General features: G+C 66.4%; 20 protein-coding genes. 19 read left to right on the top strand and 1 reads right to left on the bottom strand.

The annotated features are described in order from the left end of the window. Positions 1 to 29 precede the first annotated feature (29 nt). From QPK32_RS05165 to QPK32_RS05085, 17 genes are all read left to right on the top strand, one after another. Positions 30 to 767, top strand: coding sequence for a CAAX prenyl protease-related protein (locus tag QPK32_RS05165; protein WP_290411697.1), 738 nt, complete (start codon positions 30 to 32; stop codon positions 765 to 767). A gap of 33 nt (positions 768 to 800) precedes the next feature. Next, positions 801 to 2,021 carry an XrtB/PEP-CTERM-associated polysaccharide biosynthesis outer membrane protein EpsL gene (epsL, locus tag QPK32_RS05160; RefSeq protein WP_290411696.1) on the top strand — a complete coding sequence of 407 codons (1,221 nt, stop codon included), beginning with the start codon at positions 801 to 803 and terminating at the stop codon, positions 2,019 to 2,021. Between the two features lie 9 nt (positions 2,022 to 2,030). Next, complete coding sequence (locus tag QPK32_RS05155; protein WP_290411695.1) at positions 2,031 to 3,410, top strand: undecaprenyl-phosphate glucose phosphotransferase; 1,380 nt, start codon at positions 2,031 to 2,033, stop codon at positions 3,408 to 3,410. A gap of 164 nt (positions 3,411 to 3,574) precedes the next feature. Then, positions 3,575 to 4,690 (top strand): GDP-mannose 4,6-dehydratase, encoded by a 1,116-nt coding sequence (gene gmd / locus QPK32_RS05150; RefSeq protein ID WP_290411694.1) that lies wholly within the window; start codon positions 3,575 to 3,577, stop codon positions 4,688 to 4,690. A 3-nt stretch (positions 4,691 to 4,693) separates the two neighbouring features. Then, positions 4,694 to 5,674: a GDP-L-fucose synthase gene (locus QPK32_RS05145; protein WP_290411693.1), complete on the top strand. Its 981-nt coding sequence runs from the start codon at positions 4,694 to 4,696 to the stop codon at positions 5,672 to 5,674. Positions 5,675 to 5,864: 190 nt separating this feature from the next. After that, positions 5,865 to 6,887, top strand: coding sequence for an EpsD family peptidyl-prolyl cis-trans isomerase (locus QPK32_RS05140; RefSeq protein ID WP_290411692.1), 1,023 nt, complete (start codon positions 5,865 to 5,867; stop codon positions 6,885 to 6,887). Positions 6,888 to 6,921: 34 nt separating this feature from the next. Next, complete coding sequence (gene epsE / locus QPK32_RS05135; RefSeq protein WP_290411691.1) at positions 6,922 to 7,710, top strand: polysaccharide export protein EpsE; 789 nt, start codon at positions 6,922 to 6,924, stop codon at positions 7,708 to 7,710. Between the two features lie 124 nt (positions 7,711 to 7,834). Further along, a complete protein-coding gene (gene epsF, locus QPK32_RS05130; protein WP_290411690.1) occupies positions 7,835 to 9,244 on the top strand; it encodes a chain length determinant protein EpsF in 1,410 nt (469 codons plus the stop codon). A gap of 15 nt (positions 9,245 to 9,259) precedes the next feature. Further along, entirely contained in the window at positions 9,260 to 10,126 is an 867-nt protein-coding gene (gene epsG, locus QPK32_RS05125) for a chain length determinant protein tyrosine kinase EpsG (protein ID WP_290411689.1), read from the top strand. 1 nt (position 10,127) lies between these two features. Then, on the top strand, positions 10,128 to 11,081 hold the full coding sequence (xrtB, locus tag QPK32_RS05120) for an exosortase B (protein WP_290411688.1): 954 nt from the start codon (positions 10,128 to 10,130) through the stop codon (positions 11,079 to 11,081). Beyond that, positions 11,078 to 11,830, top strand: a complete 753-nt coding sequence (gene epsI, locus QPK32_RS05115) for an exosortase-associated protein EpsI, B-type (protein ID WP_290411687.1) — start codon at positions 11,078 to 11,080, stop codon at positions 11,828 to 11,830. Before xrtB ends, epsI begins: the two co-directional genes overlap by 4 nt. A 32-nt stretch (positions 11,831 to 11,862) precedes the next feature. Then, positions 11,863 to 13,338, top strand: coding sequence for an O-antigen ligase (locus QPK32_RS05110; RefSeq protein WP_290411686.1), 1,476 nt, complete (start codon positions 11,863 to 11,865; stop codon positions 13,336 to 13,338). 10 nt (positions 13,339 to 13,348) lie between these two features. Beyond that, complete coding sequence (locus QPK32_RS05105) at positions 13,349 to 14,866, top strand: oligosaccharide flippase family protein (protein ID WP_290411685.1); 1,518 nt, start codon at positions 13,349 to 13,351, stop codon at positions 14,864 to 14,866. Then, positions 14,863 to 16,074 (top strand): glycosyltransferase family 4 protein, encoded by a 1,212-nt coding sequence (locus QPK32_RS05100; RefSeq protein ID WP_290411684.1) that lies wholly within the window; start codon positions 14,863 to 14,865, stop codon positions 16,072 to 16,074. The genes QPK32_RS05105 and QPK32_RS05100 overlap by 4 nt, the downstream gene beginning before the upstream one ends. 4 nt (positions 16,075 to 16,078) lie before the next feature. After that, positions 16,079 to 16,834, top strand: a complete 756-nt coding sequence (locus QPK32_RS05095) for a glycosyltransferase family 2 protein (RefSeq protein ID WP_290411683.1) — start codon at positions 16,079 to 16,081, stop codon at positions 16,832 to 16,834. 396 nt (positions 16,835 to 17,230) lie between these two features. Further along, on the top strand, positions 17,231 to 19,462 hold the full coding sequence (locus QPK32_RS05090) for a heparinase II/III family protein (protein WP_290411682.1): 2,232 nt from the start codon (positions 17,231 to 17,233) through the stop codon (positions 19,460 to 19,462). A 126-nt stretch (positions 19,463 to 19,588) separates the two neighbouring features. After that, positions 19,589 to 20,461: a beta-1,6-N-acetylglucosaminyltransferase gene (locus tag QPK32_RS05085; RefSeq protein ID WP_290411681.1), complete on the top strand. Its 873-nt coding sequence runs from the start codon at positions 19,589 to 19,591 to the stop codon at positions 20,459 to 20,461. 293 nt (positions 20,462 to 20,754) lie between these two features. Here the strand turns inward: QPK32_RS05085 and QPK32_RS05080 are convergent, their stop codons facing one another. Further along, positions 20,755 to 21,336, bottom strand: a complete 582-nt coding sequence (locus QPK32_RS05080) for a hypothetical protein (protein ID WP_290411680.1) — start codon at positions 21,334 to 21,336, stop codon at positions 20,755 to 20,757. 199 nt (positions 21,337 to 21,535) lie between these two features. On the opposite strand from QPK32_RS05080, the gene QPK32_RS05075 reads away from it, so the two are divergent. Continuing rightward, the gene (locus QPK32_RS05075) at positions 21,536 to 22,807 is read left to right on the top strand and encodes a glycosyltransferase (RefSeq protein ID WP_290411679.1); all 1,272 of its coding nucleotides are present in this window, start codon (positions 21,536 to 21,538) and stop codon (positions 22,805 to 22,807) included. 1 nt (position 22,808) lies between these two features. Then, complete coding sequence (locus tag QPK32_RS05070) at positions 22,809 to 24,134, top strand: phenylacetate--CoA ligase family protein (protein ID WP_290411678.1); 1,326 nt, start codon at positions 22,809 to 22,811, stop codon at positions 24,132 to 24,134. Positions 24,135 to 24,187: the final 53 nt, after the last annotated feature.

Genomic DNA, 24,187 nt, shown 5'->3' with positions numbered 1-24,187 from the left:
GCGGGCCAGGTGCCCGCCGATGGAGGAACATGACCGAGCATGACGATCGTTACGCCGTGCCCAGCGCGGCTGCCTTGCCCGCCGACGCTCCCATGTTCAATCGCGCGGCCTGGATCCGCATCCTGCCCTTCGCCGCCTACCTGGCCTTCATCGTCATCGGCGACGTGCTCGAACGCATCGGCATGTCGCAGGACGCGCTGGTATGGCTGTACCCGGCCAAGATCGCCGTCGTGACCGTCCTGCTGGCGCTGTTCTGGCGCCAGTACGAGGAACTGCGTTTTTCCTCTTCTCCTTTCCGTCTATCGCCCGCCGCCATCCTGGCGGCGCTCGCCGTCGGCGTCGTCGTGCTGGTGCTGTGGATCCAGCTGTCCAGCGGCTGGATGGTGGTCGGCTCGCCGGCCGGCTACGATCCGCGCACGGACGGCCGCATCGACTGGCTGCTCGTGACCATCCGCATCGCGGGCGCCGCCCTCGTCGTGCCCGTGATGGAAGAATTGTTCTGGCGCTCCTTCCTGATGCGCTGGATCGCCGCCCCCGATTTCCAGGCCGTCGCGCCGTCCCGTGTCGGCCTCAAGAGTTTCGTCATCACTGTCGTGCTGTTCGGCTTCGAGCATAACCTCTGGCTGGCCGGCATCGTTGCGGGCGCGGCCTACAGCCTGCTGTACATGCGCTATTGCAACCTGTGGTCGCCCATCCTCGCCCATGCCGTGACCAACGGCCTGCTCGGGCTGTGGGTGGTGCGGACCGGCAGCTGGTCCTTCTGGTAAGCCGTCCGGCGTTTCATTAAGAAGATAAACAATATGTTCAAACCCCGCGTGCGTCCCCTGGTGCGTCCCCTGATGCGTCCCTTTGTTCCTCTGCTCTGCGCGGTGTTCGCCGTCCCGGCCGGTGCCGGTCCGAGCGACGCGCTGCACGTGTACGGCGGCGTTGCCTACGGCCATGACGACAACTTGCTGCGCGTGCCCGAAGGCCAGCCCGGCTACGATGGCCATTTGTCGGACTCCTGGTGGACGCGCGAGGGTGGCTTGATCTTCGATAAGACTTATAGCCGCCAGCGCATTTCCGTCATCGCCAAACTGTCCAAGACCGACTTCGACTACTTCAAGCAATTGAACTACGACGGCAAGGACATGCAGGCGAACTGGTTCTGGCAGCTGGGCAACCACCTGGAAGGCAAGGTCGGCGCGACCTACCAGCAGGTGCTGGCGCCGTACACCGACTTCCAGAGCGACGAGCGCAACCTGCGCACCAGCCGCAGCCAGTACGCCGAAGGCGCCTGGCGCTTCCATTCCTACTGGCGCGTGCGCACGGGCTTCCAGCGCGACAAGTACGACTACGAGCTGCTCAGCCAGCGCTTCAACAACCGCACCGAGGACGCCACCGAGCTGGAGCTGGACTACCTGGCGCGCAGCAACAACACCGTGGGCCTGGTGGCGCGCAAGGTCAAGGGCAAGTATCCGTATGCGCGCCTGATCAACGGCGCCTTGCTGAGCAATAACTTCGACCAGGACGAACTGAAGGTCCGCGTGAAGTGGCAGGCGACCGGCTCCACCGGCTTCGACGCCCTGGTCGGCTACACGCAGCGCGACCAGCCTTCCTTCAGCAAGGACAAGACCAAGGGCGTGGCCGGCAAGGTCAAGGCGACGTACCAGCCGCGCGGCAAGATGACCTATAACGCGTCCGTGTGGCGCGACTTCGCCCCGCTCGAAAGCACGCTCGTCAGCTATACGCTGAACAAGGGCGCGAGCGTCGGCGCCCAGTGGGATGCGACGGCCAAGATCAAGGTCAATGCCGACGCCATCTACGAGCGGCGCAACTACAACGCGCGCAACGAGTTCGCCGGTTCCGACGACCTGCGCGACTCGATCCGCACGGCCAGCCTGCGCGCCACCTGGGCGCCGCGGCCGACCATCCAGGTATCGGCCGGCGTCGCGCACCAGCAGCGCAGCGGCTCGCCGATCCTGGGCACAGGCAGTTTCAAGTCGAACAGCATGACGCTGTCGGCCAATGCGCAGTTCTGATCCCAGCCTATGACCGTCAATGACATACCTCTGATTTCATTTTTCCAGCGCGTACTCGATCCCCTGATCGTGATGGGGACGCTGTACCTGTCGGCCCTGCTGTTCCACGAGCCGTTCTCGGGCTACCTGCTGGTATTGATGATCCTGGCCTTCTTCATTTCGTCGGCCGTGTACCAGCACGTCGACCCTTACCGGACCTGGCGCAGCGGACGCATGTGGGCGTATGCGCGCGACGTCGTGTTCGGCTGGTGCGTGACGATCGCCGTGCTCGTGTTCCTCGGTTCGTCCAGCGGCCTGAAGTATTACTTCGACGAACGCGTGGTGCTGGCCTGGTTCGTCGCCACGCCGGTGATTTTGCTCACCAGCCACATCGCGGCGCGCATGGCCAAGCGGCCCGGCCACGACAAGGAGGTGCGCTCAGTGCTGGTGGTGGGCGCCAACGACGTCGGCCTGAAGTTCGCCGGCATCTGCGACCGCCACCCGAACCTGTTCATGCAGGTGCGCGGCTTCTTCGACGACCGCGGCGAGGAACGCCGCCCGCCGGGCATGCAGCACCCGATGCTGGGCAAGACGAGCGAGCTGGTGCAGTATGTGCGCGAGCACGGCATCAAGATGATCTTCATCAGCCAGCCGATCTCGGCCCAGCCGCGCATCCGCAAGCTGATCGACGAGCTGCAGGACACCACGGCCTCGGTCTATTTCCTGCCGGACGTGTACATCTTCGACCTCATGCAGGCGCGCTTCGACAACGTGGGCGGCATGCCCGTCATCGCGATCTGCGAGACGCCGTTCATGGGCATCAACAGCATGATCAAGCGCGCGTCCGACATCGTGCTGTCGAGCATCATCCTCGTGCTGCTGACGCCGCTGCTGCTGGTGATTGCCCTGGCCGTCAAGATGAGTTCGCCCGGTCCCGTGATCTTCCGCCAGCGCCGCTACGGCCTGTACGGGGAAGAGATCATCGTCTACAAATTCCGTTCGATGACGGTGATGGAAAACGGCGGCACCGTCACCCAGGCCAGCAGGAACGACCAGCGCGTCACGAAGATCGGCGGCTTCCTGCGCCGCACGTCGCTCGATGAATTGCCCCAGTTCATCAACGTCCTGCAGGGACGCATGAGCATCGTCGGACCGCGTCCACATGCCGTTGCGCACAACGAGCAGTATCGCAAGCTGATCAAGGGATACATGCTGCGCCATAAGGTCAAACCGGGGATCACCGGCTGGGCGCAGGTCAATGGCCTGCGTGGCGAAACGGCCACGCTCGACAAGATGGAAGCGCGTATCCAGTACGACCTGGATTACCTGCGCAACTGGTCGCTCTGGCTGGACCTGTGGATCGTCGTCAAGACGGTCAAGGTCGTGCTGGCTCGAGAAAATGCTTTTTAGAAGCATTCTCTCGGGAAATGAATGCACTTAGGGCTGACTTAAAGGTGCATGTTCAATCGAAGCGCCGCTTGCGGCATCCGATGGGCTGCGTAGAATAATTGATGAGATTGCAATTTTTTAAGGGTATGGACTAGATAAGGTCTTTTCCCTGGAAAGCAAGGCACATGAAAAAAGCGTTGATCACCGGTGTGACGGGCCAGGATGGTTCCTATCTGGCCGAACTGCTCCTGGAAAAGGGCTATGAAGTCCATGGCATCAAGCGGCGCGCCTCCATGTTCAATACGGGGCGCATCGACCACATCTACCAGGATCCGCACGTCGACAATCCGCATTTCTTCCTGCACTACGGCGATCTGTCGGACACGTCGAACCTGAACCGCATCATGTGCGAGATCAAGCCCGACGAGGTCTACAACCTGGGCGCCATGAGCCACGTGGCCGTGTCCTTCGAGTCGCCCGAATACACGGCCGACGTCGACGGGCTCGGCACGCTGCGCCTGCTCGAGGCGATCCGCTTCCTGGGGCTGGAAAAGACCACGCGCTTCTACCAGGCCTCGACGTCGGAGCTGTACGGCCTGGTGCAGGAAGTACCGCAGCGCGAGACGACGCCGTTCTATCCGCGCAGTCCGTATGCGGTGGCCAAGCTGTACGCGTACTGGATCACCGTCAATTACCGCGAAGCTTATGGGATGTATGCCTGCAACGGCATCCTCTTCAACCATGAGTCGCCGCGCCGGGGCGAAACCTTCGTGACGCGCAAGATCACGCGCGGCCTCGCGAACATCGCCCAGGGACTCGAGCAGCAGCTATTCCTCGGCAATATGGATGCCTTGCGCGACTGGGGGCATGCCCGCGACTACGTCGAGATGCAATGGCTGATGCTGCAGCAGGATACCCCCGAGGACTTCGTCATCGCGACCGGACGCCAGTATTCGGTACGCCAGTTCGTCGAGCTTGCCGCGCGCGAACTGGGGATCGAGATCGCCTGGCAGGGCGAAGGCGTCAACGAGCGCGGCGTCATCGCTTCCGTCACCGGAGACAAGGCGCCTGGGGTGGTGGTGGGTCAACCGATCGTTGCGGTCGACCCGCAATACTTCCGTCCGACGGAAGTCGAAACGCTGCTCGGGGACCCCGGCAAGGCGCGCGAGCGCCTCGGCTGGGAACCCCGTACCAGCTTCGAAGCGATGGTCCAGGAAATGGTGGCGTCCGATCTCGACACAGCGCGCCGCCACAAGCTGCTGGCCTCGCATGGTTACAACGTCGCAATTTCACTGGAGTGAACGTTGAATACTCAACCCCGCATCTACGTGGCCGGCCATAACGGGCTGGTCGGCTCGGCCATCGTGCGCACCTTGCGCGCACAGGGCCATACCAACATCGTCACGCGCAGCCACGCGGAGCTCGAACTGACGGACCAGGCCCAGGTCCGCGAGTTCTTCCGCAACGAGCGCATCGACCAGGTCTACCTGGCTGCGGCCAAGGTGGGCGGCATCCACGCCAACAATACCTATCCTGCGGACTTTATCTACGACAACATGATGGTGCAGGCGAATGTCGTGCACGAAGCGCGTGCCAACGGCGTGCACAAGCTGCTTTTCCTCGGCTCGTCCTGCATCTACCCGCGCATGGCCCAGCAGCCCATCAAGGAAGAGTACCTGATGAGCGGCATGCTGGAGCCGACCAACGAGCCGTATGCGATGGCCAAGATCGCCGGCATCAAGCTATGCGAGAGCTACAACCGCCAGTACGGCACCGACTACCGCAGCGTGATGCCGACCAATCTGTACGGCCCGGGCGACAACTACCACCCGGAGAACAGCCACGTGATCCCGGCGCTGCTGCGGCGCTTCCACGAAGCCAGGCTGACCAATGCGCCGGAAGTCGTGATCTGGGGCAGCGGCAAGCCGATGCGCGAGTTCCTGTTCGTCGACGACATGGCCGAGGCCTGCGTGCACGTGATGAACCTCGATCACGCCACGTACGCGAAGTACACGGATCCCATGCATTCGCACATCAACGTCGGCACCGGCGAGGACGTCACGATCGCCGACCTGGCCCGCCTGGTGGGCGAGGTGGTGGGCTACCGCGGCCGCATCGGCTTCGACACCAGCAAGCCGGACGGCACGCCGCGCAAGCTGCTCGACGTCTCCAAGCTCAAGGACCTGGGCTGGCAGGCGAAGACGCCGCTGCGCGACGGCCTGCAGATGGCCTACGACGCCTTCGTCGAACTGATGGCCGCCGAGGAGAACCGGGTCGCCGCGTGAGCGGCCCGCACGCGCTCGGTCCATGGATGAGTTGCATGGAAGAGTGTTAATTGACGAACAGATACTCAACCGTGCGGCTCCCAGAATGGGGAGCGACATAAAAAGAGTTCCGTGGCGGCCTCTTGCGAGACGAGAGCGCCGCCTTCCATCAACCCAAGGAAACTATCTTGAACAACAAATACAGGCTGCCATGATGAAGACTTCCTCTCCCACTACCCCGAAACGCGTGCTGTGCGCCGCACTCATCCTGGTTGCGGCAACCTTGAGTGCGTGCGGCGAAAAAGCCAAGGAGAAAAAGCCCGGCCAGGCGCTGGCGAGCGTGAACGGCGAGGAAGTCACCGTGCTGCAGCTCAACGAGGAATTGCAGCGCGCGGGCGTCCAGCCGGCCCAGCAGGATGCCGCCAGCAAGCAGCTGCTGCAGGTGCTGATCGACCGCCAGCTGCTGCAGGAAGCGGCCGCCAAGGAAAACCTGGACCGCGATCCGAAGGTGATGCAGGCAATCGACCGCGCCCGTTCGCTGATCATCGCCCAGGCCTACCTGCAGAAGCGCATCGGCACGCCGACGAAGCCGACGCCGGCCGAAGTGGAAACCTATTACAACGCGCACCCCGAATTCTTTTCCAACCGCAAGCAGTTCAGCATGAACGAACTCGTCGTCGCCGCGAATGACCTGACGCCGGAACTGCGCGCCGCCGCCGACAGCGCCAAGTCGCTGGAAGAGGTGGCCGTCTGGCTGGATGCGCACAAGATCCGCTACGGCCGCACCCAGGTCACGCGTTCGACGGCCGACGTGCCGCCGCAACTCTCGTCCAAGCTGCTGGGCATGCCGAAGGGCCAGCTGTTCGTCGTCAAGGAAGGCCAGCGCGCCATGTTCATCTCCGTGGCCGAAGTCAAGGATGCGCCGGTCTCGCTGCAGGTGGCCCAGGCCCAGATCGAGCAATTCCTCGTGAAAAAGAAAAACCAGGAACAGGCATCGGGCGAACTGCAGCGCCTGCGCGCCGACGCCAAGATCGAATACCTGAACAAGTCGATGATGCCGGATCCGAAGGCCGCCCCGGGCACGCCGCCGGGCGCGCCGACCAGCGCCGTGGCCGGTGCCGAGGGCGCGCCCGCGGCAGCGGCGGCAGCGGACGACACCGCTCCGGCGGCCGCCCCGGCCGACGGCAATACCGACAAGGCCGCACTCGACCGCGGCGTCGCCGGCCTGAAGTGATATCCCACGACCTGACGAACAAGAAGGAGAACCCATGAAACGACTCGTACACTGGATGATCGCTGCGACCCTCTCGCTGGCAGCGGGGCTGGCCGGCGCGGCCGAGATCCTGCTCGGCCCGGGCGACGTGGTCAAGGCTTCCGTCTACGGCAGCCCGGACCTGGCGGTCGAGACCCGCGTGTCGGAAGGCGGCACGCTGACCTTCCCGCTGCTGGGCGAAGTGCAGGTCGGCGGCCTGACCACCCAGCAGGCCGAGAAGAAGATCGGCGGCCTGCTCGAGAAGGGCGGCTACCTCAAGAAGGCCCAGGTCAACCTCCTGATCACCACGCTGGCCAGCCAGCAGGTGTCGGTGCTGGGCCAGGTGAACCGTCCGGGCCGCTATCCGGTGGACGGCAAGCGCAAGGTGCTCGACCTGCTGGCCCTGGCCGGCGGCATCGGCAACGAAGGCGGCGACATGGTCACCCTGGTGCGCACCCGCGACGGCCAGACCACCCGTGAAACCATCGACGTCGTCGACATGGTGCGCAAGGGCGAGCTGAACCGTGACTACGAAGTCGCCGGCGGCGACATCATCTTCGTCGAGCGCGCACCGCGTGCCTACATCACGGGCGAAGTGCAGCGTCCGGGTCCGTTCCGCATCGAACGCGCCATGACCGTGCAGCAGGCGATCTCGGCCGGTGGCGGCCTGAGCCTGCGCGGCACCCAGCGCGGCCTGCAAGTGACCCGCAAGGATGCCAGCGGCGTCGCCAAGACCATCGATGTGAAGACCGACGACGTCCTGCAACCGGACGACGTGGTGATTGTGAAAGAGTCCTGGTTCTAAGCAGTGCGCGGGCCTCGACGCCGGGGCCCGCTCGTTTGTCCTGTATCCAGTTTCATCTTGCTCGTTTGCGGTTTCCTGAAGTACCTGGTTTCCTGATTCCTGATCCACGCTTAAAAGGTTCAACATGAACGTCCAACAATTCCTGCTGATCTTGCTCGCACGGAAGAAGATCATCCTGGCGACCCTCTTCGTGACGGTCGTGCTGGCGCTCGGCTTCAGCCTGGTGCAAAACAAGACCTACAAGGCGACGGCTTCCGTTCTGTTGAACTACAAGGGCGTGGACCCGTTGACGGGCTTGACCATGCCGGGCCAGCTGCTGCCGGGCTATATGGCGACCCAGATCGACATCATCAGCAGCAAGAATGTTGCCCTGCGCGTCGTCGATGCGCTGCGCCTGGCGAACAGCCCGGCCGTGCAGCAGCAGTTCGCCGAAGGCGGCGGCAAGGGTTCGGTGCGCGACTGGCTGGCCGACCTGCTGCTGAAGAAACTCGAGATCGTGCCCTCGCGCGAATCGTCGGTGGTCGAGATCAGCTTCAAGGGCGCCGACCCGGCGTTCGCCGCCGCCGTCGCGAATGCCTTCGCCGACGAGTACCAGAAGATCTCGGTCCAGCTCAAGACCGAGCCGGCCAAGAAGGCGTCGAGCTATTTCAACGAACAGACCAAGCAGCTGCGCGACAACGTCGAGGCAGCCCAGGCGCGCCTGTCGAAGTACCAGCAGGAAAAGGGTATCGTCAGCCTGGACAACAACCGCGTCGACGTCGAGCTGTCGCGCCTGAATGAACTGTCGAGCCAGCTGGTGGCCGCCCAGAGCGCCACGATGGAAGCGAATTCGCGCCAGGCCGGCGCCAGCGGTTCGGCCCTGGCCTCGCCGGACGTCGCCAACAATGCCCTGATCCAGACCATGCGCGCCAACCTGGCCGTGGCCGAGGGCAAGTTCGCCGACACGGCGCAACGCTACGGCCGCAACCACCCGCAATACCAGGCCGCCAAGGCCGAGCTGGACAAGGTACGTGCCGAGTTCAACGCCGCCACCGGCACCGTGACCCGCAGCGTGGGCGCCAACGCCCAGGTGTACCGCCAGCGCGAAGCCGACCTGCGCAAGGCGGTCGACGAACAGAAGGCCAAGGTGCTGGAACTGAACCGCGCCCGCGACGAACTGGGCGTGCTGCTGAAGGACCTCGACAGCGCCCAGCGCGCCTTCGACGCCGCCTCGCAGCGCTTCTCGCAGACCCGCATCGAGGCGCAGTCCGAGCAATCCGACATCTCGCTGCTGAACCCGGCCGTGGCGCCGACCGAGCCGTCCGGTCCGCGCGTGCTGCTCAATACCCTGGTCGGCTTCCTGGCCGGCACCATCCTGGGCCTGGGCCTGGCGCTGCTGCTGGAACTGCTGAACCGTCCGGTGCGCTCCGCCAGCGACGTCAAGGACATGCTGGGCATTCCGGTGCTCGGCACCATCGAGTGGAAATCGCCGCGCGCCAAGGCCGGCGGCATCCGCGCCCTGATGGCGCCGCGTCGCCTGCTCCGTCTGAACTAACCGAATGGATTTACCATGAATTCACCGATCCTCAATGCAGTTCCCGAGCGTACCGCCGAATCGAGCATGGGCGCGCTGCTGCTCGACTCGGGCAAGCTGAATCCGGAAGATGCCGAGCGCGTGCTGCGCATGCAGAAGGAAACGGGCATCCGCTTCGGCGAGGCGGCCGTGCGCCTCGGCCTGGTCAGCGAAGACGATATCCAGCAGGTGCTGGCACGCCAGTTCTCCTATCCCTACCTCCAGAAGGGACAGGCCGGCCTGTCGCCCAAGCTGATCGCCGCCTACGAGCCGTTCTCGCCCCAGGTGGAGTCGCTGCGCGCCATCCGCAGCCAGCTGATGCTGCGCTGGTTCGCCCGCGGCCGCCGCGCGCTGGCCATCGTCGGCGTCGATCCGGATGACGGCGCCGCGCTGTTCGCGTCCAACCTGGCGATCGTGTTCTCGCAACTGGGCGAACAGACGCTGCTGGTGGACGCCAACCTGCGCGCCCCGCGCCAGCAGGACGCGTTCGCGATCAAGCCGCGCCAGGGCCTGTCGGACCTGCTGGCCGGCCGCGCCGACCTCGACGTGATCGCGCGCGTGCCCGCCTTCGTCGACCTGTCGATCATGCCGGCCGGCACCTTGCCGCCGAACCCGCAGGAATTGCTGGCGCGCGAAGGCTTCCGCAACCTCAACGTCCAGCTCGAATCGCGCTACGACGTCGTGCTGTACGACGTGCCGCCGTTCCAGGCCGGCGTCGATTCGATCGCCGTGGCCAGCCGCGCCGGCGGCGCGCTGCTCGTCACGCGCAAGAACTACACCCGCATCTCGCACATCGGCCGCGCGGCCGAGCAACTGGCCGACGCCGGCTGCGAAGTGCTTGGTTCGGTGGTGATGGAGTTCTGACATGGGAACCCCAGCCCGCTCCAGCCTTCCGCCAGCCGCTGACGCAGTTCGCGCCGCGCTGCCCGAATGGTGGCCGGTGCTGCTCGGCCTGGCAGTCATGTTCGTGCCGACGTTTTATTACCTGTTCACGGGGCCGTGGATCGGCGAGGAACAGGGCCATGGACCGATCATCTTCGGCCTGGCCTTGTGGCTGATCTACCGCAAGTGGCCCGACATGCTGGCCGCCACCACGCCGCCGCGCGCGAGCTGGACCGGCTGGCCCGTCCTGGTGCTGGGCCTGCTGGCCTACCTGCTGGGACGCTCGCAGAAGATCCTCATGATGGAAATCGCGTCCATCATCCTCGTGATGGCCGCCGTCCTGCTGATCAAGCGGGGCGGCAGGGCGCTGCGCGTGCTGTGGTTCCCGTTCTTCTTCATGCTGTTCATGGTGCCGCTGCCGAGCGAATTCGTGGCCGCCGTGACGATGCCGATGAAGATGGCCGTGTCCTGGGCGACCGAGCACATCCTGTGGTTCCTCGGCTACCCGATCAGCCGCTCCGGCGTGATCCTGCAGATCGGCCAGTACCAGCTGCTGGTGGCCGATGCCTGCGCCGGACTGCAGACGCTGCTGACGCTGGAAGCGCTGGGCCTGTTTTACCTGAACCTGATGCGCCACCCGTCGGCATTCCGCAACATCGCGCTGGCGCTGTTCATCGTGCCGATCTCGTTCTCGGCCAACGTGATCCGCGTGATCGTGCTGACCCTGATCACCTATTACTACGGCGACGCGGCGGGGCAGGGCTTCCTGCACGGCTTCGCCGGCATGGTGCTGTTCGTCACGGCCCTCGTGCTGATCCTGTCCGTCGACTCGGCGCTGCAATGGTATGTGCGGCGCCGCCACGGCGACGACGGCAGCGGCCATGGCGGCCCCGGCAGCGGCCAGGCGGCGCCCCTGCGTACGAAGGAGGCGACATGAGCGCGCGCATGGATGGAACCACCAGCGGAACCATGGGCGGAACCCCGAACGGGACGGTCCGCCGCAAGCTGGTCGCCAGCATCGTGCTCGGTGCCGCCATGGCGGGAACGGGCGCGCTGACGGCGCTGGCGACGCCGAAGAACAAGGTCGCGGCCGTCCAGGACAAGTTCAACCTGGAACAGATGATCCCGCAACGCTTCGGCAACTGGCGACTCGACACGAGCATCGTGCCGCTGACGCCGGACGCGACCCAGCAGGAACTGATCGAGGCGCTGTACGACCAGACGCTGGCGCGCACCTACGTCAACGACGCGGGCCAGCGCGTGATGCTGTCGATCGCCTATGGGGGCGACCAGAGCAAGCAGCTGCAGCTGCACCTGCCCGAGGTGTGCTACGTGGCGCAGGGCTTCGACATGGTCGACGAGAAGAAGGGCGAGCTGGCCACGCACTACGGCCCCGTGCCGATCAAGCGCCTGGTGGCGCGCCAGAACGCGCGCAACGAGCCGATCACCTACTGGGTGACGGTGGGCGACAAGGCGGTCTCGTCGGGCCTGGGCCAGAAGTACCAGCGCTTCGTGTATGGCCTGACGGGCAAGATCCCGGACGGCATGCTGGTACGCGTATCGACCATCGAGGCCGACGCGGGCCACGCCTACGGGGTGCAGGACCGCTTCGTGAACCAGATGCTCGACGCGCTGTCGCCGCATGACCGCGCGCGCCTGGTCGGCCTCGCCACCAACCGGGGTTGACGCCCCGACGCTTTTCGTAGAACGGATTCCGCATGCAGACCTTGCTTCTGTACATCTATACTTCGCTGCCCTTCATCGCCGTCCTCGCCCTCGCGGTGGCGTCGATCTGCGGGGTGGGCGTGGGCCTGGTCTGGCCCCGCTTCCTGGTCTACGGCTACCTGGCGGTATTCTTCTTCAAGAACTCGACCAGCTACGGCGCGCTGGCCGCGACCGGTCCCGGCATCTACAGCCGCGGCTCCGGCATGCTGCTGTTCCCGCTGCTGTTCTGGTGCATGTTCGGCGCCTGGCTGTGCGCGCGCGTGTCGGCCGGCTTCCAGGGCTTCAAGGCGTCCCAGTGCAACCTGCGGCCCTGGTTCCTGGCCTGGTTCCTGCTGCTCGGCGGCCACGTCGCGATCGCCCTGTTCAGCAACGTGACGCTGGCCGCCGCCGTGGCGCCGTCCGGCTTCTCCAACATCGTGTGGATGGCGCCGCTGGTGTCGCTGATGCTGCTGTCGTTCCGCACCCGCGAGCACGTGATCGAGTTCTCCCGCTTCATCCTGCTGGCCGGCTTCCTGCGCGCCTCGTTCGGCCTGGCGCGCTGGGCCTTCCTGGGCGGCGACCCGAACAACGTCTACGCGAACATGAACGCGATCAAGATCAAGCTGACCTTCTTCGACATCAACGACAGCCTGTTGTGCACGGTCGCCTTCGCGATCGCCGCCGTCAACCTGTTCCAGGTCGTCAAGAACAAGCGCTCGCAGTTCTGGACGATGGTCGACTGGGCCACGCTGTGCACCACGGTCGCCTGCATCGTGCTGTCCTACCGCCGCAGCGCCTGGATCGGCTTCCTGCTGGCCTTCCTGATCATCATGATGCGCTTCCCGCTGCAGCGCCGCATCCACCTGATGGTGCTGGGCCTGCCCGTGGTGGGCGCCGGCCTGCTGTACGCGGCCGTCAAGCGCCTGGGCCAGACCAAGGGCGCGGGCGGAGGCCTGTCGAGCCTGTTCTACGACATGGAATCGAAGCGCTTCGGCGCCGAGAGCGAGCGCGTGCTCGAACTGAAATTCGCGCTGGGCGACTTCTTCTCGCACCCGCTGACGGGTATCGGCAGCTGGGGCCGCTATTCCGGCTACCAGCAGATTTCCTGGCAGTCCGGCCAGGACGGCGGCCTGTTCCTGCACAGCGGCGTGCTGCACATCGCCTTGAAGACCGGCATTCCCGGCCTGATCCTGCTGGCCGGCACCATCTGGGCCTTCACCGTGTTCACCCGGCGCGCCTTGCGCACGCTGCCGCCCGAGCTGCTGGGGCTGGCGACGGCGGGCGCGGCCGGCCTCGCGTTCATGCTGCCCGACTTGCTGGTCGGCACGCCGTTCCCGCAGGTGCGCACGACCCAGATGCTGGCCATCTGCCTGGCCTTGCCGTATGTCGCGATGGCCGTGTGCCGCGAGGCGAAAGCGGTCGAACCCGCCAAGGCCGCACGCCGCTACGGCATGCCGCCGGCACCGACCCGTCACCCGATCACCGCCTGAACGCCACCGCATGAATCTCAGTCTCGTCCGTAACGCCGTTTCCAACCTGCTGGGCGCCGCGATTCCCGCGCTGGTCGCGCTGGGCACCGTGCCGCTGGTCGTCAAGGGCCTGGGCGACGCCAGCTATGGCGTCTACTCGCTGGTGACGGCCATCGTCGGCTATTTCGCCGTCATCGACATCAACGTCACCGCCGGTTCCGTCAAGTTCATCGCGGAATCGAACGCCCACCAGAACCGCGACCGCATCAACGAAACCATCTGCTTCGGCATCTCCGTGTACGCCATGCTGGGCCTGCTCGGGGCGCTCGGCCTGTTCTTCGGCGCCCACTTCCTCGTCACGAGCGTGTTTTCCGTGCCGGCGAAGCTGGAGCCGGAAGCGGTCGCCACGCTGAAGCTGGCGGCGCTGGGCTTCTTCATCGGGCAATTGCAGAGCTACCTGCAGAGCATTCCGCAGTCGCTGATGCGCTACGACATCGCCAGCCGCATCGAAATGTTCTTCGGCACCGTAGTGCCGCTGCTGACCGTGGGCGTGCTGATGCTGGGCTACGGCCTGTTCGAGGTGATCCTGCTGCGCGTGATTACCAGCACCATCCACTGCTGCGTGCTGTCCTTCTGGATCCGCCGCCTGCTGCCGGGCCTGGCCTGGAAGCGTCCCGGCGCCACGCTCAGGCGCGAACTGCTGGGCTTTTCCGCCTATTCCTTCTTGAGCCGCTTCGCCACGCTGTCGTATGCCTATGCCGACAAGCTGATCATCGGCGCACTGGTCGGCGTGACGGGCCTGGCCTATTTCACGGTGGCCTCCACGCTCGCGAACCGCATACTGAGCCTGACCTACCGCCTGTCGGGGGTGTTCTTCCCGGCGGCCAGCGCGCTGGCCGCGCGCGGCGAGATCGAGCGCCTGAACCGCCTGTACCTGAAGGCGAGCCGCTACGTCGTGTTCATCAACGCTTCGGTGCTGGTGCTGGTGGCGGTATTCTCGTACCAGATCCTGTACTACTGGATGGATCCGCAATTCGCGCGCGCCGGCCAGGTGGTGCTCGCCGTGATGGCGCTGTCGCAATTCATCGACTCGCTGACGAGCCTGCCGTCGCTGGTCAACGACGGCATGGGACACCCGCGCTTTTCCGGCCTGTTCGCGCTGGGCCGCGCCGCCTTCGGCTTGCTGGTCGTCTGGCTCGGGGTGGCGGGGTGGGGCATCGACGGCGCCGCCTGGGGCCACCTGATCGCATCGGTGCTGCTCACCGCCGCCTTCCTCGTCGCCGTGCACGGCCGCACGGTGCCCACGCGCCTCGCCGACCTGGTGCGCAAGGCCTACCTGCCGAGCGCGCTGGGCGTCGTCGTGGTGGCCGTGCTGGCGCATGCGGCCAACCGCCTGTTCGACGGCGGGCCGCTCGACCTCGCGCTGCTGGTGCTGCTGACGGGCGGCCTGCTGCTGGGCTACGGCAGCCTGTTCGTGATCGAAAAGAGCGACAAGGACATGGCCTGGACGCGGGTGAAAGGTTTGTTATCGGTAAGGAAGACGGTTTGAAGATCCTGATGGTTTCGGAGGACTTGCCGGGCACGCAGATCGGCGGCCTGGGCAAGCATGTGGTGACCCTGTCGAACGCATTGCTGGAACAGGGACATGAAGTCGACATCATGGGGCGCAGCGACCGCTTCCACGAGGGCAGTGCGGCCGAGATCGGCTTCAAGGGGCGGTTGCTGCCCGGCTTCGATTTCTCCCGCCCCGGCTGGAAGGAGTCGCAACTGGGCATCTTCAATCCCGTCAAGCGGCCCTGGTTCGCGCGCACCATCGCGCGCGCCCTGATGCGCGAGGCGGCCCGCTACGACGTCGTGCACTACCACGGCCACCTGCCGATGACGGGACGCTACGTGCCGGCGAACGTGAACTTCGTGCAGACCCGCCACGACCAGGGCAGCGAATGCGTGATCCACCTGCGCTTCAAGCAGGACCACGTATGCACCGCGCTCGACGCGCGCGATTGCGCGTCCTGCATCCATCCGGCCCCGAATGCGTTGCGCCGCTCCGTGTCCGGCATGGCGGTGCGGCGCTACCGCTCGGAGACGGCGGACGCGTTCTCGCGCCACAAGACGATTTTCGTGTCCGACTTCCTGCGCCGCGCGTTCATGCGCGCCGTGCCGGGCGCGGACCTGTCGCGCGCGCGGGTGATCCACAACTTCATCCGCTATCCCTTCCTGCGCGAGCGCGGCGCCAGCGCCGCCGAGGTGACGCCGGGCGAGATCCTGCTGGTGGGCCGCATCGACTCGGGCAAGGGCTTCGGCGAATTCCTGGCCCAGATCCAGGGCTGGCTGCCGCCCCATGCGCGCGTGTCGATCATCGGCGACGGTCCGCTGCGCAAGACGCTGGAAGGGCGCCACGCGGGGCCGCAGGTGCGGTTCCTGGGCTGGAAGCCCTACGACGAGGTGATCCGCATGTCGGCGCGCAGCCACCTGCTGGTGATCCCGTCGGTCTGGGAAGAGCCGTGCGGCACCACCATCCTGGAAGCGCTGGCCCTGGGCAAGCAATGCCTGGCGCTGGCGCGCGGAGGCACGCCGGAACTGGCGGCCTACCAGTATTACGACGGCCAGCTGCAGCTGGCCGAGACCATGCCGCGCCTGGTGGAGCGCATGGTCGAGCAACTGGGGCGTGCGCCCGTGACGGTGCCGCTGCCCGATTCCTTCCCCATGGACGTATTCAATGCGATCCCCCGGATATTGGACTTCTATGAAGAATGAGACCATGAGCAAACCTGCATTCTCGATCGTCACCTGCACCTGGAACAGCGCCGCGACGCTGGCCGACACGCTCGCCTCGGTGCAGCGCCAGACCTGCCAGGACGTCGAGCACATCTTCGTCGACGGCGGCTCGACCGACGGTACCCTCGACATGATCGCCGCCTACCCGGGCAGGAAGCGCGTGCTGCGCGACGTCGGCGGCGGCATCAGCCGCGCCATGAACCAGGGCATCGAGGCCGCCACCGGGGAGTACGTGGCGCACTTGCACTCGGACGACTACTACGCCAGCGACGACGTGCTGGCCACGGTGGCCGAGCGCTTCGCCAGCGAGCGCGTCGACTGGGTCTACGGCACCGTGCAGGTGCTCAAGGACGGCGAACTGATCCCGCCTTATCCGATGCTGCCGTTTTCCTACAGCTCCTTCGCCGCCGGCCGCGCCTCGGTGCCGCATCCGGCCGTGTTCATCCGCCGCAGCGCCTTCGGCCGGGTCGGCATGTTCGACGAAAAGCTGAAGTACGCGATGGACATCGACCTGTGGCTGCGCCTGGGCCGGGTGGCGCGCCCGGCCACCGTCGACCGCCCGCTGACGGTCTTCCGCGACCATGCCGGCAGCGTGTCCTCGGCCAACAAGATCAAGGCGCGCCAGGAAGAGTTCGAGGTGCGCAAGCGCTACATGGCGCAGGCGCCGCTGGCGTTCGGCGTGTACTGCCTGCGCTACATGAAGCGCATGCGCGCGCTGCGGGCCGAGGCGGCGCATTGAGCGTCATCCCCGAAACCGCCGTCCCCCTGTTTGCGCGGGGGACGTAGCTGTCCGACAAGCTTGCCGCGAACACCATCTTCATGGCCGATTCGCCATGTTTGCCGCTTCGTTCAGACAGTTTCAAGAATGTCTTGCAAGTTAAAAAAGGGCTTTTGTTTGCCTGTAAATCGGCCTCTTGACAAGCTGTCCTTACATATGTTGGTTTTGTGCGATCCGCGTTAAAAATCGTTGATTCCTAAGGGATTTTTTCCGCACGTCAATTTATTTGCGGTACTATGAATCCGAGATGAAGAGTGCTTTCCGGTTACCGGCCGGCGCTCTCGATAGTTACCGTGTTCGGACGCCACGCCGCCGGACCATCCCAGCAAGTTCTGTCCATTTTCTCGGAGCATCAACATGACATTTCCTCGGAAGGCGCTCGCCGTCACGGCTGCCTTGTCCGCGCTGCTTTGCTCGTTCAACGCGCACGCCGACTGGGCCCAGTCCACCGATCCGCTCGTCGTCCAGCCGAACCCCGCCAACGGTGCGGTGCAGGCGCAGAATCCCCCCGGCTTCTTCTGGGCGCGCTATCCGTCCGGTCCGGCCACCTATGAAATCGAAATCACCAAGGCCGGCGGCTCGCCGGTGAAGGCCACGGTCGACCGCAACTGGTACCTGCCGACCAAGGCCCTGGCGCTGGGCAACTACACCTGGCGCGTGCGCCCGTCCGGCTCGAGCGACTGGTCGAGCGCGCGCTCGTTCTCGATCACGAGCAAGTCGACCACCTTCGAGGTGCCCGACAACGCCACGCTGCGTTCGCGCATCACGTCCAAGGCGCGTCCGCGCTCGCTGCCGTCCTCGTTCACCGCCTACTCGACCTGGAACACGGCCAAGAAGGGCGACCTCGAGCCCTACCTGAGCCGCCTGGCGAACGAAGTCAAGCTGCAGATCACGGCGCTGCCGGACCTGAGCGACGGGCGCTGGCCGATCGCCATCGCCTCGCCGCTGACCGCCTCGATGGCGTCGCAGCAGACCGACGTGCGCAACCGCATCAACGAAGCCTCGCGCCAGCTCGAAGCGGCAGCCCTCATGTGGCGCCTGAAGGGCGAGCAGCTGTACCTGACCGAAGCGCTCAAGCGCGGCGACCAGCTCGCCTCGCTGAACCCGAAGGGCCCGACCAGCTACGCCAACCAGGACCAGGCGACGCGCCAGATCGCGCTGGCGCTCATCAAGGGCGTGGACCTGCTGGCCGGCGGCATCGACGCCACCCGCAAGGCCAAGTGGCTGAACGTCGTGGGCGTGCGCGGCAACGATATCTACGGCAACCTGGCCGGCGACAACGGCCGCCTGGACCAGTATCCGTTCGATTCGCACGGCAATACCAGCATGATCTTCATGGCGCTGATCTCGACGCTGGCGCTGGGCGACGTGCCCGATGCGCAGAAGTGGTTCGACTTCTCGTTCCGCGCCTACGTCAACACCCCGTCGCCGTGGTCGGGCGCCGAAGGCGGCTACGCCAACGGCACCGCCTACGCCGAATACGCGGCCGGCTACATGGTCGCGCTGTGGGACCCGATGGTCCAGGCGACCGGCCTGAACCTGTATGCCAAGCCGTGGACCCTGGGCTTCCTCGACTTCGCGACCCAGTTCATCCCGCCGGGCTCGAAGATCCACGCCTTCGGCGACGGTTCCGAGACCAAGCCGGACCAGCGCGTGTTCCGCGCCTTCGCCAACCGCATGGTGTCGCCGCGCGCGGCCTGGTACGTGGCCAACCTGGGCGGCCTGGAAGATTCGATGTCGGTGCTGCAGGCGCCGTACCCGATGCCGGTGGCCGCCACGTCGCTGAAGATTCCGCCGTCGAGCTCGGCCTACTACCCGAGCACCGGCTGGGTCGCGATGCACAGCAATATCGGCGACCAGAACCGTACCTCGTTCTACTTCAAGTCCAGCCCCTACGGCTCGTTCAACCACAGCCACGGCGACCAGAACGGCCTGCTGCTGTCGGTCGCCGGCCAGCCGCTGCTGGTCAAGGCCGGCTGGTACGACTGGTACGGTTCGCCCCTGTGGACCGACTGGTACCACCAGACCAAGTCGCAGAACGCGATCACGTTCGACGGCGGCAAGGGCCAGCTGGTCGACGGCTACCGCGAGCAGCTGCAGCGTACGGGCCGCATCACGGGCTTCTCGGCGCAGGCATCCTACGACTATGCGGAAGGCGATGCGACCCCGGCCTACGGCGGCCAGCTGACGATGGCCAAGCGCCAGATCTGGTACCTGCACAACCAGAACGCGATGGTGGTGCGCGACAAGCTGCAGGCGACCGTGCCGCATACCTACGAGTGGAACATGCATGCCCCGGCCGCCATCACGGTCGAGAGCAGCTCGGCGGTCAGGATCGCCGCCGGCGGCCAGTCGGTCTGCCTGCGCGACCTGAACGGCAATGCGCCGTTCGCCAAGTGGAGCGGTCCGTCGCCGAAGTCGGGCGTCACCGAAGACCACGGCGCGTTCTACCTGAAGAACGACGGCAAGTCGGTCGGCGAGTTCCTCGTGCTGGTCGACGTCGGCTGCAAGAAGCCGGCCGTCAAGGTGGCGACCTCGGGTTCGACCCGCACCGTCACCGTCGGCAGCCAGACCGTCACGCTGCCGTAAGTTCCGCCTACGGACGAGCTATCGTCTCCTGGCCATCCGGCGCGCCATGCTACACTCGGCGCGCTGGCGAAGTCCTCCCCGGGCCCCGCCCGCGGAGGACTTTTTTCATTGCCCATCCGGACGCGCATGACGAAACAGGTATTCCTGATCCAGGCCCACAAGGACATCGGCCAGCTCAACGCCCTCGTCGAGCACCTGCGCGACGACGACTTCCTCGTCTACGTCAACCTCGACCGCAAGTGCGACCTCGATCCGGCCGCCGTGCACCCGGCCGCCCGGCTCGTGCGCGAGCGCATCGACGTGCACTGGGGTACCTTCAGCCAGGTGCAGGCCGTGCTCAACTCGCTGCGCCAGATCCTGGCCGAGGTGCCGGACTTCGACAAGGTGCTGTTCCTGAGCGCCCAGGATTTCCCGCTGCTGTCGAACGCGGCGCTGAAGGAGGAACTGGCCGCGCTGGCCGGCCGCGAACTGCTCGACACGGTCGCCATCGGCCGCGCGCCGGGGCAGTGGGCCGCCGACTACCGCTACCAGTATTTTTACCCGCAAGGCAGCGGGCGCTTGCGCCGGCTGGCCTGTGCCCTGGCCAACCGCGCCATGCGCGCGACCGGCATCAAGCGCCGCCTGCCGCAAGGGCTGCAGCCCTGGGGCGGTTCGTCCTGGTGGGCGCTGTCGCGCGAATGCGCGCGCATGCTGCTCGAACGCGCCGGGCGCGAGCCGGGCCTGGTGCGCTTCTTCTGCCGGGTCGCCTGTCCGGACGAGATGTTCGTCCAGACCCTCGTCATGAATTCCCCGTTCCGCGAGCGCGTCCTGGGCAGCAACTTCCGCTACGTGCAGTGGCCGGAAAGCGGCTCGCGCAATCCGAAGGTGCTCGACGAAGGCGACTTCGAACGCATCGCCGCCTCGCGCGCCCATTTCTGCCGCAAGCTCGACAGCCGTACCAGCGCCGGCTTGATGCCGCGCTTGCTGGCGCTGCGCGCCGGCGCCGAGGGCACCGCGTAGGGTGGACAGCTCCGCTGTCCACGCGGTGATCGTTGGCGTTCCCGTGACCGTGCTCGAGAACGAAGCCGCCGGGCGCTGATCGTTGGCGGCTCCCTGGCCGTGCTCGAAAATGGCGCCGCCGCGGGCTGATCGATAGCGGCTCCCTGGCCGTGTTCGAAAACGGCGCCGCCGCGGGCCGATCGTTGGCGGCTCCGTGAGCGTGCTCCAGGACGAAGCCGTTGCGTATCGCCGCGTGGACGGCGAAGCCGTCCACCCTACGGGAACGGATGCCCGGCGGGGAGGCGGTCATGCCATCAATGCGGCCGCATGTGCGCCATCCCGGCGCGGATCCCTTCCAGGCTTTCTTTCAGCAACCGGTGCTGCACGGCGGCGGCCGCGTCCAGGCGTTCGCCCTGGCGCTGGGCTTCGAGCAGGTCTTCCTCGCTGGCGAACACGGGTCCCGGGGCGTGCGGCGCCTGTTCGCGTCCGCGCCGCGCCAGCACGAAGATGGTGCGCGCCGCGACGATCCACGCCGCGCGCGCCTGCAGGCCGCGCTGCAGGTGGTCGAGCTGGTGCTGCAGCGACGCCATCAGCTGGCGCGCCTGCGTCTCGCGCTCGTCCGGCGGCAGGTCTTCCAGCGCGCGCGCCAGTTGGCGCGTGGCGGCCAGCAGCCAGGCCTGGATCGCATCCTTGTGCTCCTCGACGAGGGATTCCAGCGCCGCGATGGTGGCGAGCGAGGCGGCGATCCCGTCCAGCGAGGACAGGCGCTCGGCCGTCATCACCTGTTCCAGCCCGAGCGCCGCCTGGCGCGCGTTGTAGGCCTGGGCCACGGGCAGGGCGCTTTGCTGCAACTGCAGCGACAGGTGCAGCAGCCGTTGTTGGGCGGTAGAAGTCATGGTGTGATGGCGAGGATGCCCGAAACGCGTGAGTGTAACGGCCGAATGTTCAAGAATTATTTCATCCAGGATACAAAATGGTGCGCGACTTGCAATTACAAAATACGTGTGCCTGCACGCGCGCGACGGCTGCGCAATTGTGCGCTGCGGCGAGTGCGCTAGAATCGACGGCAGTCGTTGTTTATCCTGCAAGGAATCCATGCGCCAACCGTCCGCCACCGCCGCGTCCCCGGATGCGGGTTCCATCCTTCCGCATTCCATCCTCTTCGTCGTCCGCGACCCGCTCCCGCCGATCCGCGCCGACGTCCTGACCCTGTTCGGCACCGAGATGCCGCGCTACGGCGTCGCGACCGAACTGGTGGGGCAGGGCGGCAGCGACGGCGCCGCTTCGCCCTGGCCGGCCGGCGGCATGCACGTGGTGGGGTCGCTGCGCAGCCGCTTCGCCAGCGTGTGTTCGCCCCTGTGGGACTTGCTGGGCCTGCTGCGCGCCTCGCGCGGCCGGCGCGCCGACTGCATCCAGGTGCGCGACAAGATCGCCAGCGGCGTGCTGGGGCGCTGCGTCGCCGCCGTGCGCGGCGTGCCCTTCCTGTACTGGATGTCCTTCCCCATCGTGGAAGGCTTCGAGGTGCGGCGCGACGAGTTCCGCCGCCGCCGGGGCCTGGCCAACCGCCTCAAGTGGGCGGCGCATGCGCTGCGCGCCTGGGCATCGCGGGTCGCCATCTACCGCCTCGTGCTGCCGGGCGCGCGCCACATCTTCGTGCAGAGCGACGCGATGGCCGACTGGCTCGCCGCCAAGGGCTTCGACCGCGCGCGCATGACGGCCGTGCCGATGGGCGTGGATGCCGAGCTGTTCGACCGCGCCCGCATCGCGCCGGTCGACGATGCGCGCCTGGATGGGCGCCGCGTGGTGCTGTACCTGGGCCGCATCGCCCAGTCGCGCCGCTCCGACTTCCTGCTCGACGTGGCCGACGTGCTGCGCCGCCAGGCGCCCGACGTGCTGCTCGTCATCGCCGGCGACGCCCCCTCGGACGACGAAATGGCCTGGATGCGGCGCGCCATCGCCGAGCGCGGCCTCGCCGACCACGTGCTCCTGACCGGCTGGCTGCCCCAGCGCACGGCGCTCGGCTATGCCGTGCGCGCCGAGGTGGGCCTGTCGCCGATCCCGCGCGGCACGCTGTTCGACGTGTCCTCGCCGACCAAGCTGGTCGAGTACCTGGCCCTGGGCATCCCCAGCGTTGCCAACGATATTCCCGACCAGAAACTCGTCGTCGACGAGAGCGGGGCCGGGCTATGCGTGCCCATGGAAGCGGGGCCGTTCGCCGCCGCCACGCTCGAATTGTTAAATAATCCCGCCCTTGCTCGGGAGTTCGCGTTACGTGGTCCAGCGTACGTAAGAAGCCACCGGACGTATGATATTCTCGGCCGAAATGTTGCAAAAACGTATAAGAAAATCCTGACGGAGTCACCGTAAGATGTCGACGTGGACCTACTCGCTGAAGTTCTCGCTGCGCTCGCTCGCCCGCGAACTGGTCCGTAATGTCTGGGGCCGTACCTTCGTCTATCCCGCGCTGGTCGCGAACGAACGCTCGCCCGAGGCCCTGGCCCGCTACGCGCAGCGGCGCGCGCGCAAGATCGGCGTCGCGCTCGATGCCGATCCGACGACGCTGGCGCGCCTGGCGCCAGGCAGCAAGCTTCTCGCCAAGGCCGACGTGCGCCAGCATCCGGAGCGTCTGGTGCGCCCGCGCGGCCCCGGCTCCTGGATCCGCACCACAATCAAGACCAGCGGCACCTCCGGCTCGCCGCTGACCATCGTCCAGTCGATCGGCAACCTGGTGCGCGAAGAGGGCTTCGTCTACCGCCAGCTGCGCTGGATCGGCTACCGCCACGGCCAGCGCCGCGCCTGGATCCGCGGCGACATCGTCTGCGCCGACCACCCGCGGGACGGCGTCTACTGGTGCCGCGACTGGGTCGGCAACATGCTCATGATGTCGTCCTACCACCTGTCGAACGACACCATCGGCCGCTACATCGATGCGCTGGAAGCGTTCGATCCCGTCGTCATCCACGCCTATCCCTCGTCGATCGCGGCGCTCGCCGCCTGGCTGAACGCGGCCGGGCGGACCTACCGGGGCCGCGCGCTGCTGGGCGTGATGACGTCGTCGGAAACGCTGGAGCCGGCCGTGCGCGCCGCCGTCGAGAAGGCGTTCGGCACCCGCGTCTACGACTGGTACGGCCAGGCCGAGCGGGTCGCCGCGATCGGTACCTGCGAGCGGGGCAGCTACCACGTGCTGACCGACTACAGCGGCGTGGCGCTGCTCGATGCCCAGGACGGCAGCGGCGCCTGCGAGCTGGTCGGCACGACGCTGAACAATGCGGCGATGCCGCTGCAGCACTACCGTACCGGCGACACGGTGCTCGTGCACGACGCGCATGGCGCGGCGCGCTGCGCCTGCGGCCGCGTGTTCCCGACCGTCAAGGCGATCGTCGGACGCCAGGAAAAAATCGTCACGCTGCCGGACGGCCGCATCATCGCGCGCCTGGACCGCATCTTCCAGGGACACGACCGCCACCTGGTCGAAGGCCAGGTGCTGTACCGCGGCAATGCCGAGTTCGTGCTGCGCGTCGTCGTGGCCGAGGGCTTCACGGACGCCGATGCCCAGGCCCTGGTCGACAAGTTCCTGCTGCGCGTGCCCGGCGTGCAGGTCCGGGTCGAGCGCGTGGCGGCGATCCCGCGCGGCCCGAACGGCAAGTTCGAATTCATTGCCATCGCCGACGGCGCCGGGGCGGGCGGACGGTGAAGCGTGCGCGGGTCCGTGAAAGTATGATGTACGATCGAAATATTGCATATTTA

Source organism: Massilia sp. YIM B02763 (assembly GCF_030412015.1).
Lineage (GTDB): Bacteria > Pseudomonadota > Gammaproteobacteria > Burkholderiales > Burkholderiaceae_D > Telluria.
This window is presented reverse-complemented; position numbering and strand designations above follow the sequence as displayed.

What these genes read in the sequence shown, in the direction of transcription:
- QPK32_RS05165 (WP_290411697.1), top strand. Translation starts at nt 30, where the DNA reads ATGACCGAGCATGACGATCGTTACGCCGTGCCCAGCGCGGCTGCCTTG.
- epsL (WP_290411696.1), top strand. Translation starts at nt 801, where the DNA reads ATGTTCAAACCCCGCGTGCGTCCCCTGGTGCGTCCCCTGATGCGTCCC.
- QPK32_RS05155 (WP_290411695.1), top strand. Translation starts at nt 2,031, where the DNA reads ATGACCGTCAATGACATACCTCTGATTTCATTTTTCCAGCGCGTACTC.
- gmd (WP_290411694.1), top strand. Translation starts at nt 3,575, where the DNA reads ATGAAAAAAGCGTTGATCACCGGTGTGACGGGCCAGGATGGTTCCTAT.
- QPK32_RS05140 (WP_290411692.1), top strand. Translation starts at nt 5,865, where the DNA reads ATGATGAAGACTTCCTCTCCCACTACCCCGAAACGCGTGCTGTGCGCC.
- epsE (WP_290411691.1), top strand. Translation starts at nt 6,922, where the DNA reads ATGAAACGACTCGTACACTGGATGATCGCTGCGACCCTCTCGCTGGCA.
- epsF (WP_290411690.1), top strand. Translation starts at nt 7,835, where the DNA reads ATGAACGTCCAACAATTCCTGCTGATCTTGCTCGCACGGAAGAAGATC.
- epsG (WP_290411689.1), top strand. Translation starts at nt 9,260, where the DNA reads ATGAATTCACCGATCCTCAATGCAGTTCCCGAGCGTACCGCCGAATCG.
- xrtB (WP_290411688.1), top strand. Translation starts at nt 10,128, where the DNA reads ATGGGAACCCCAGCCCGCTCCAGCCTTCCGCCAGCCGCTGACGCAGTT.
- epsI (WP_290411687.1), top strand. Translation starts at nt 11,078, where the DNA reads ATGAGCGCGCGCATGGATGGAACCACCAGCGGAACCATGGGCGGAACC.
- QPK32_RS05110 (WP_290411686.1), top strand. Translation starts at nt 11,863, where the DNA reads ATGCAGACCTTGCTTCTGTACATCTATACTTCGCTGCCCTTCATCGCC.
- QPK32_RS05105 (WP_290411685.1), top strand. Translation starts at nt 13,349, where the DNA reads ATGAATCTCAGTCTCGTCCGTAACGCCGTTTCCAACCTGCTGGGCGCC.
- QPK32_RS05095 (WP_290411683.1), top strand. Translation starts at nt 16,079, where the DNA reads ATGAGCAAACCTGCATTCTCGATCGTCACCTGCACCTGGAACAGCGCC.
- QPK32_RS05090 (WP_290411682.1), top strand. Translation starts at nt 17,231, where the DNA reads ATGACATTTCCTCGGAAGGCGCTCGCCGTCACGGCTGCCTTGTCCGCG.
- QPK32_RS05085 (WP_290411681.1), top strand. Translation starts at nt 19,589, where the DNA reads ATGACGAAACAGGTATTCCTGATCCAGGCCCACAAGGACATCGGCCAG.
- QPK32_RS05080 (WP_290411680.1), bottom strand. Translation starts at nt 21,336, where the DNA reads ATGACTTCTACCGCCCAACAACGGCTGCTGCACCTGTCGCTGCAGTTG.
- QPK32_RS05075 (WP_290411679.1), top strand. Translation starts at nt 21,536, where the DNA reads ATGCGCCAACCGTCCGCCACCGCCGCGTCCCCGGATGCGGGTTCCATC.
- QPK32_RS05070 (WP_290411678.1), top strand. Translation starts at nt 22,809, where the DNA reads ATGTCGACGTGGACCTACTCGCTGAAGTTCTCGCTGCGCTCGCTCGCC.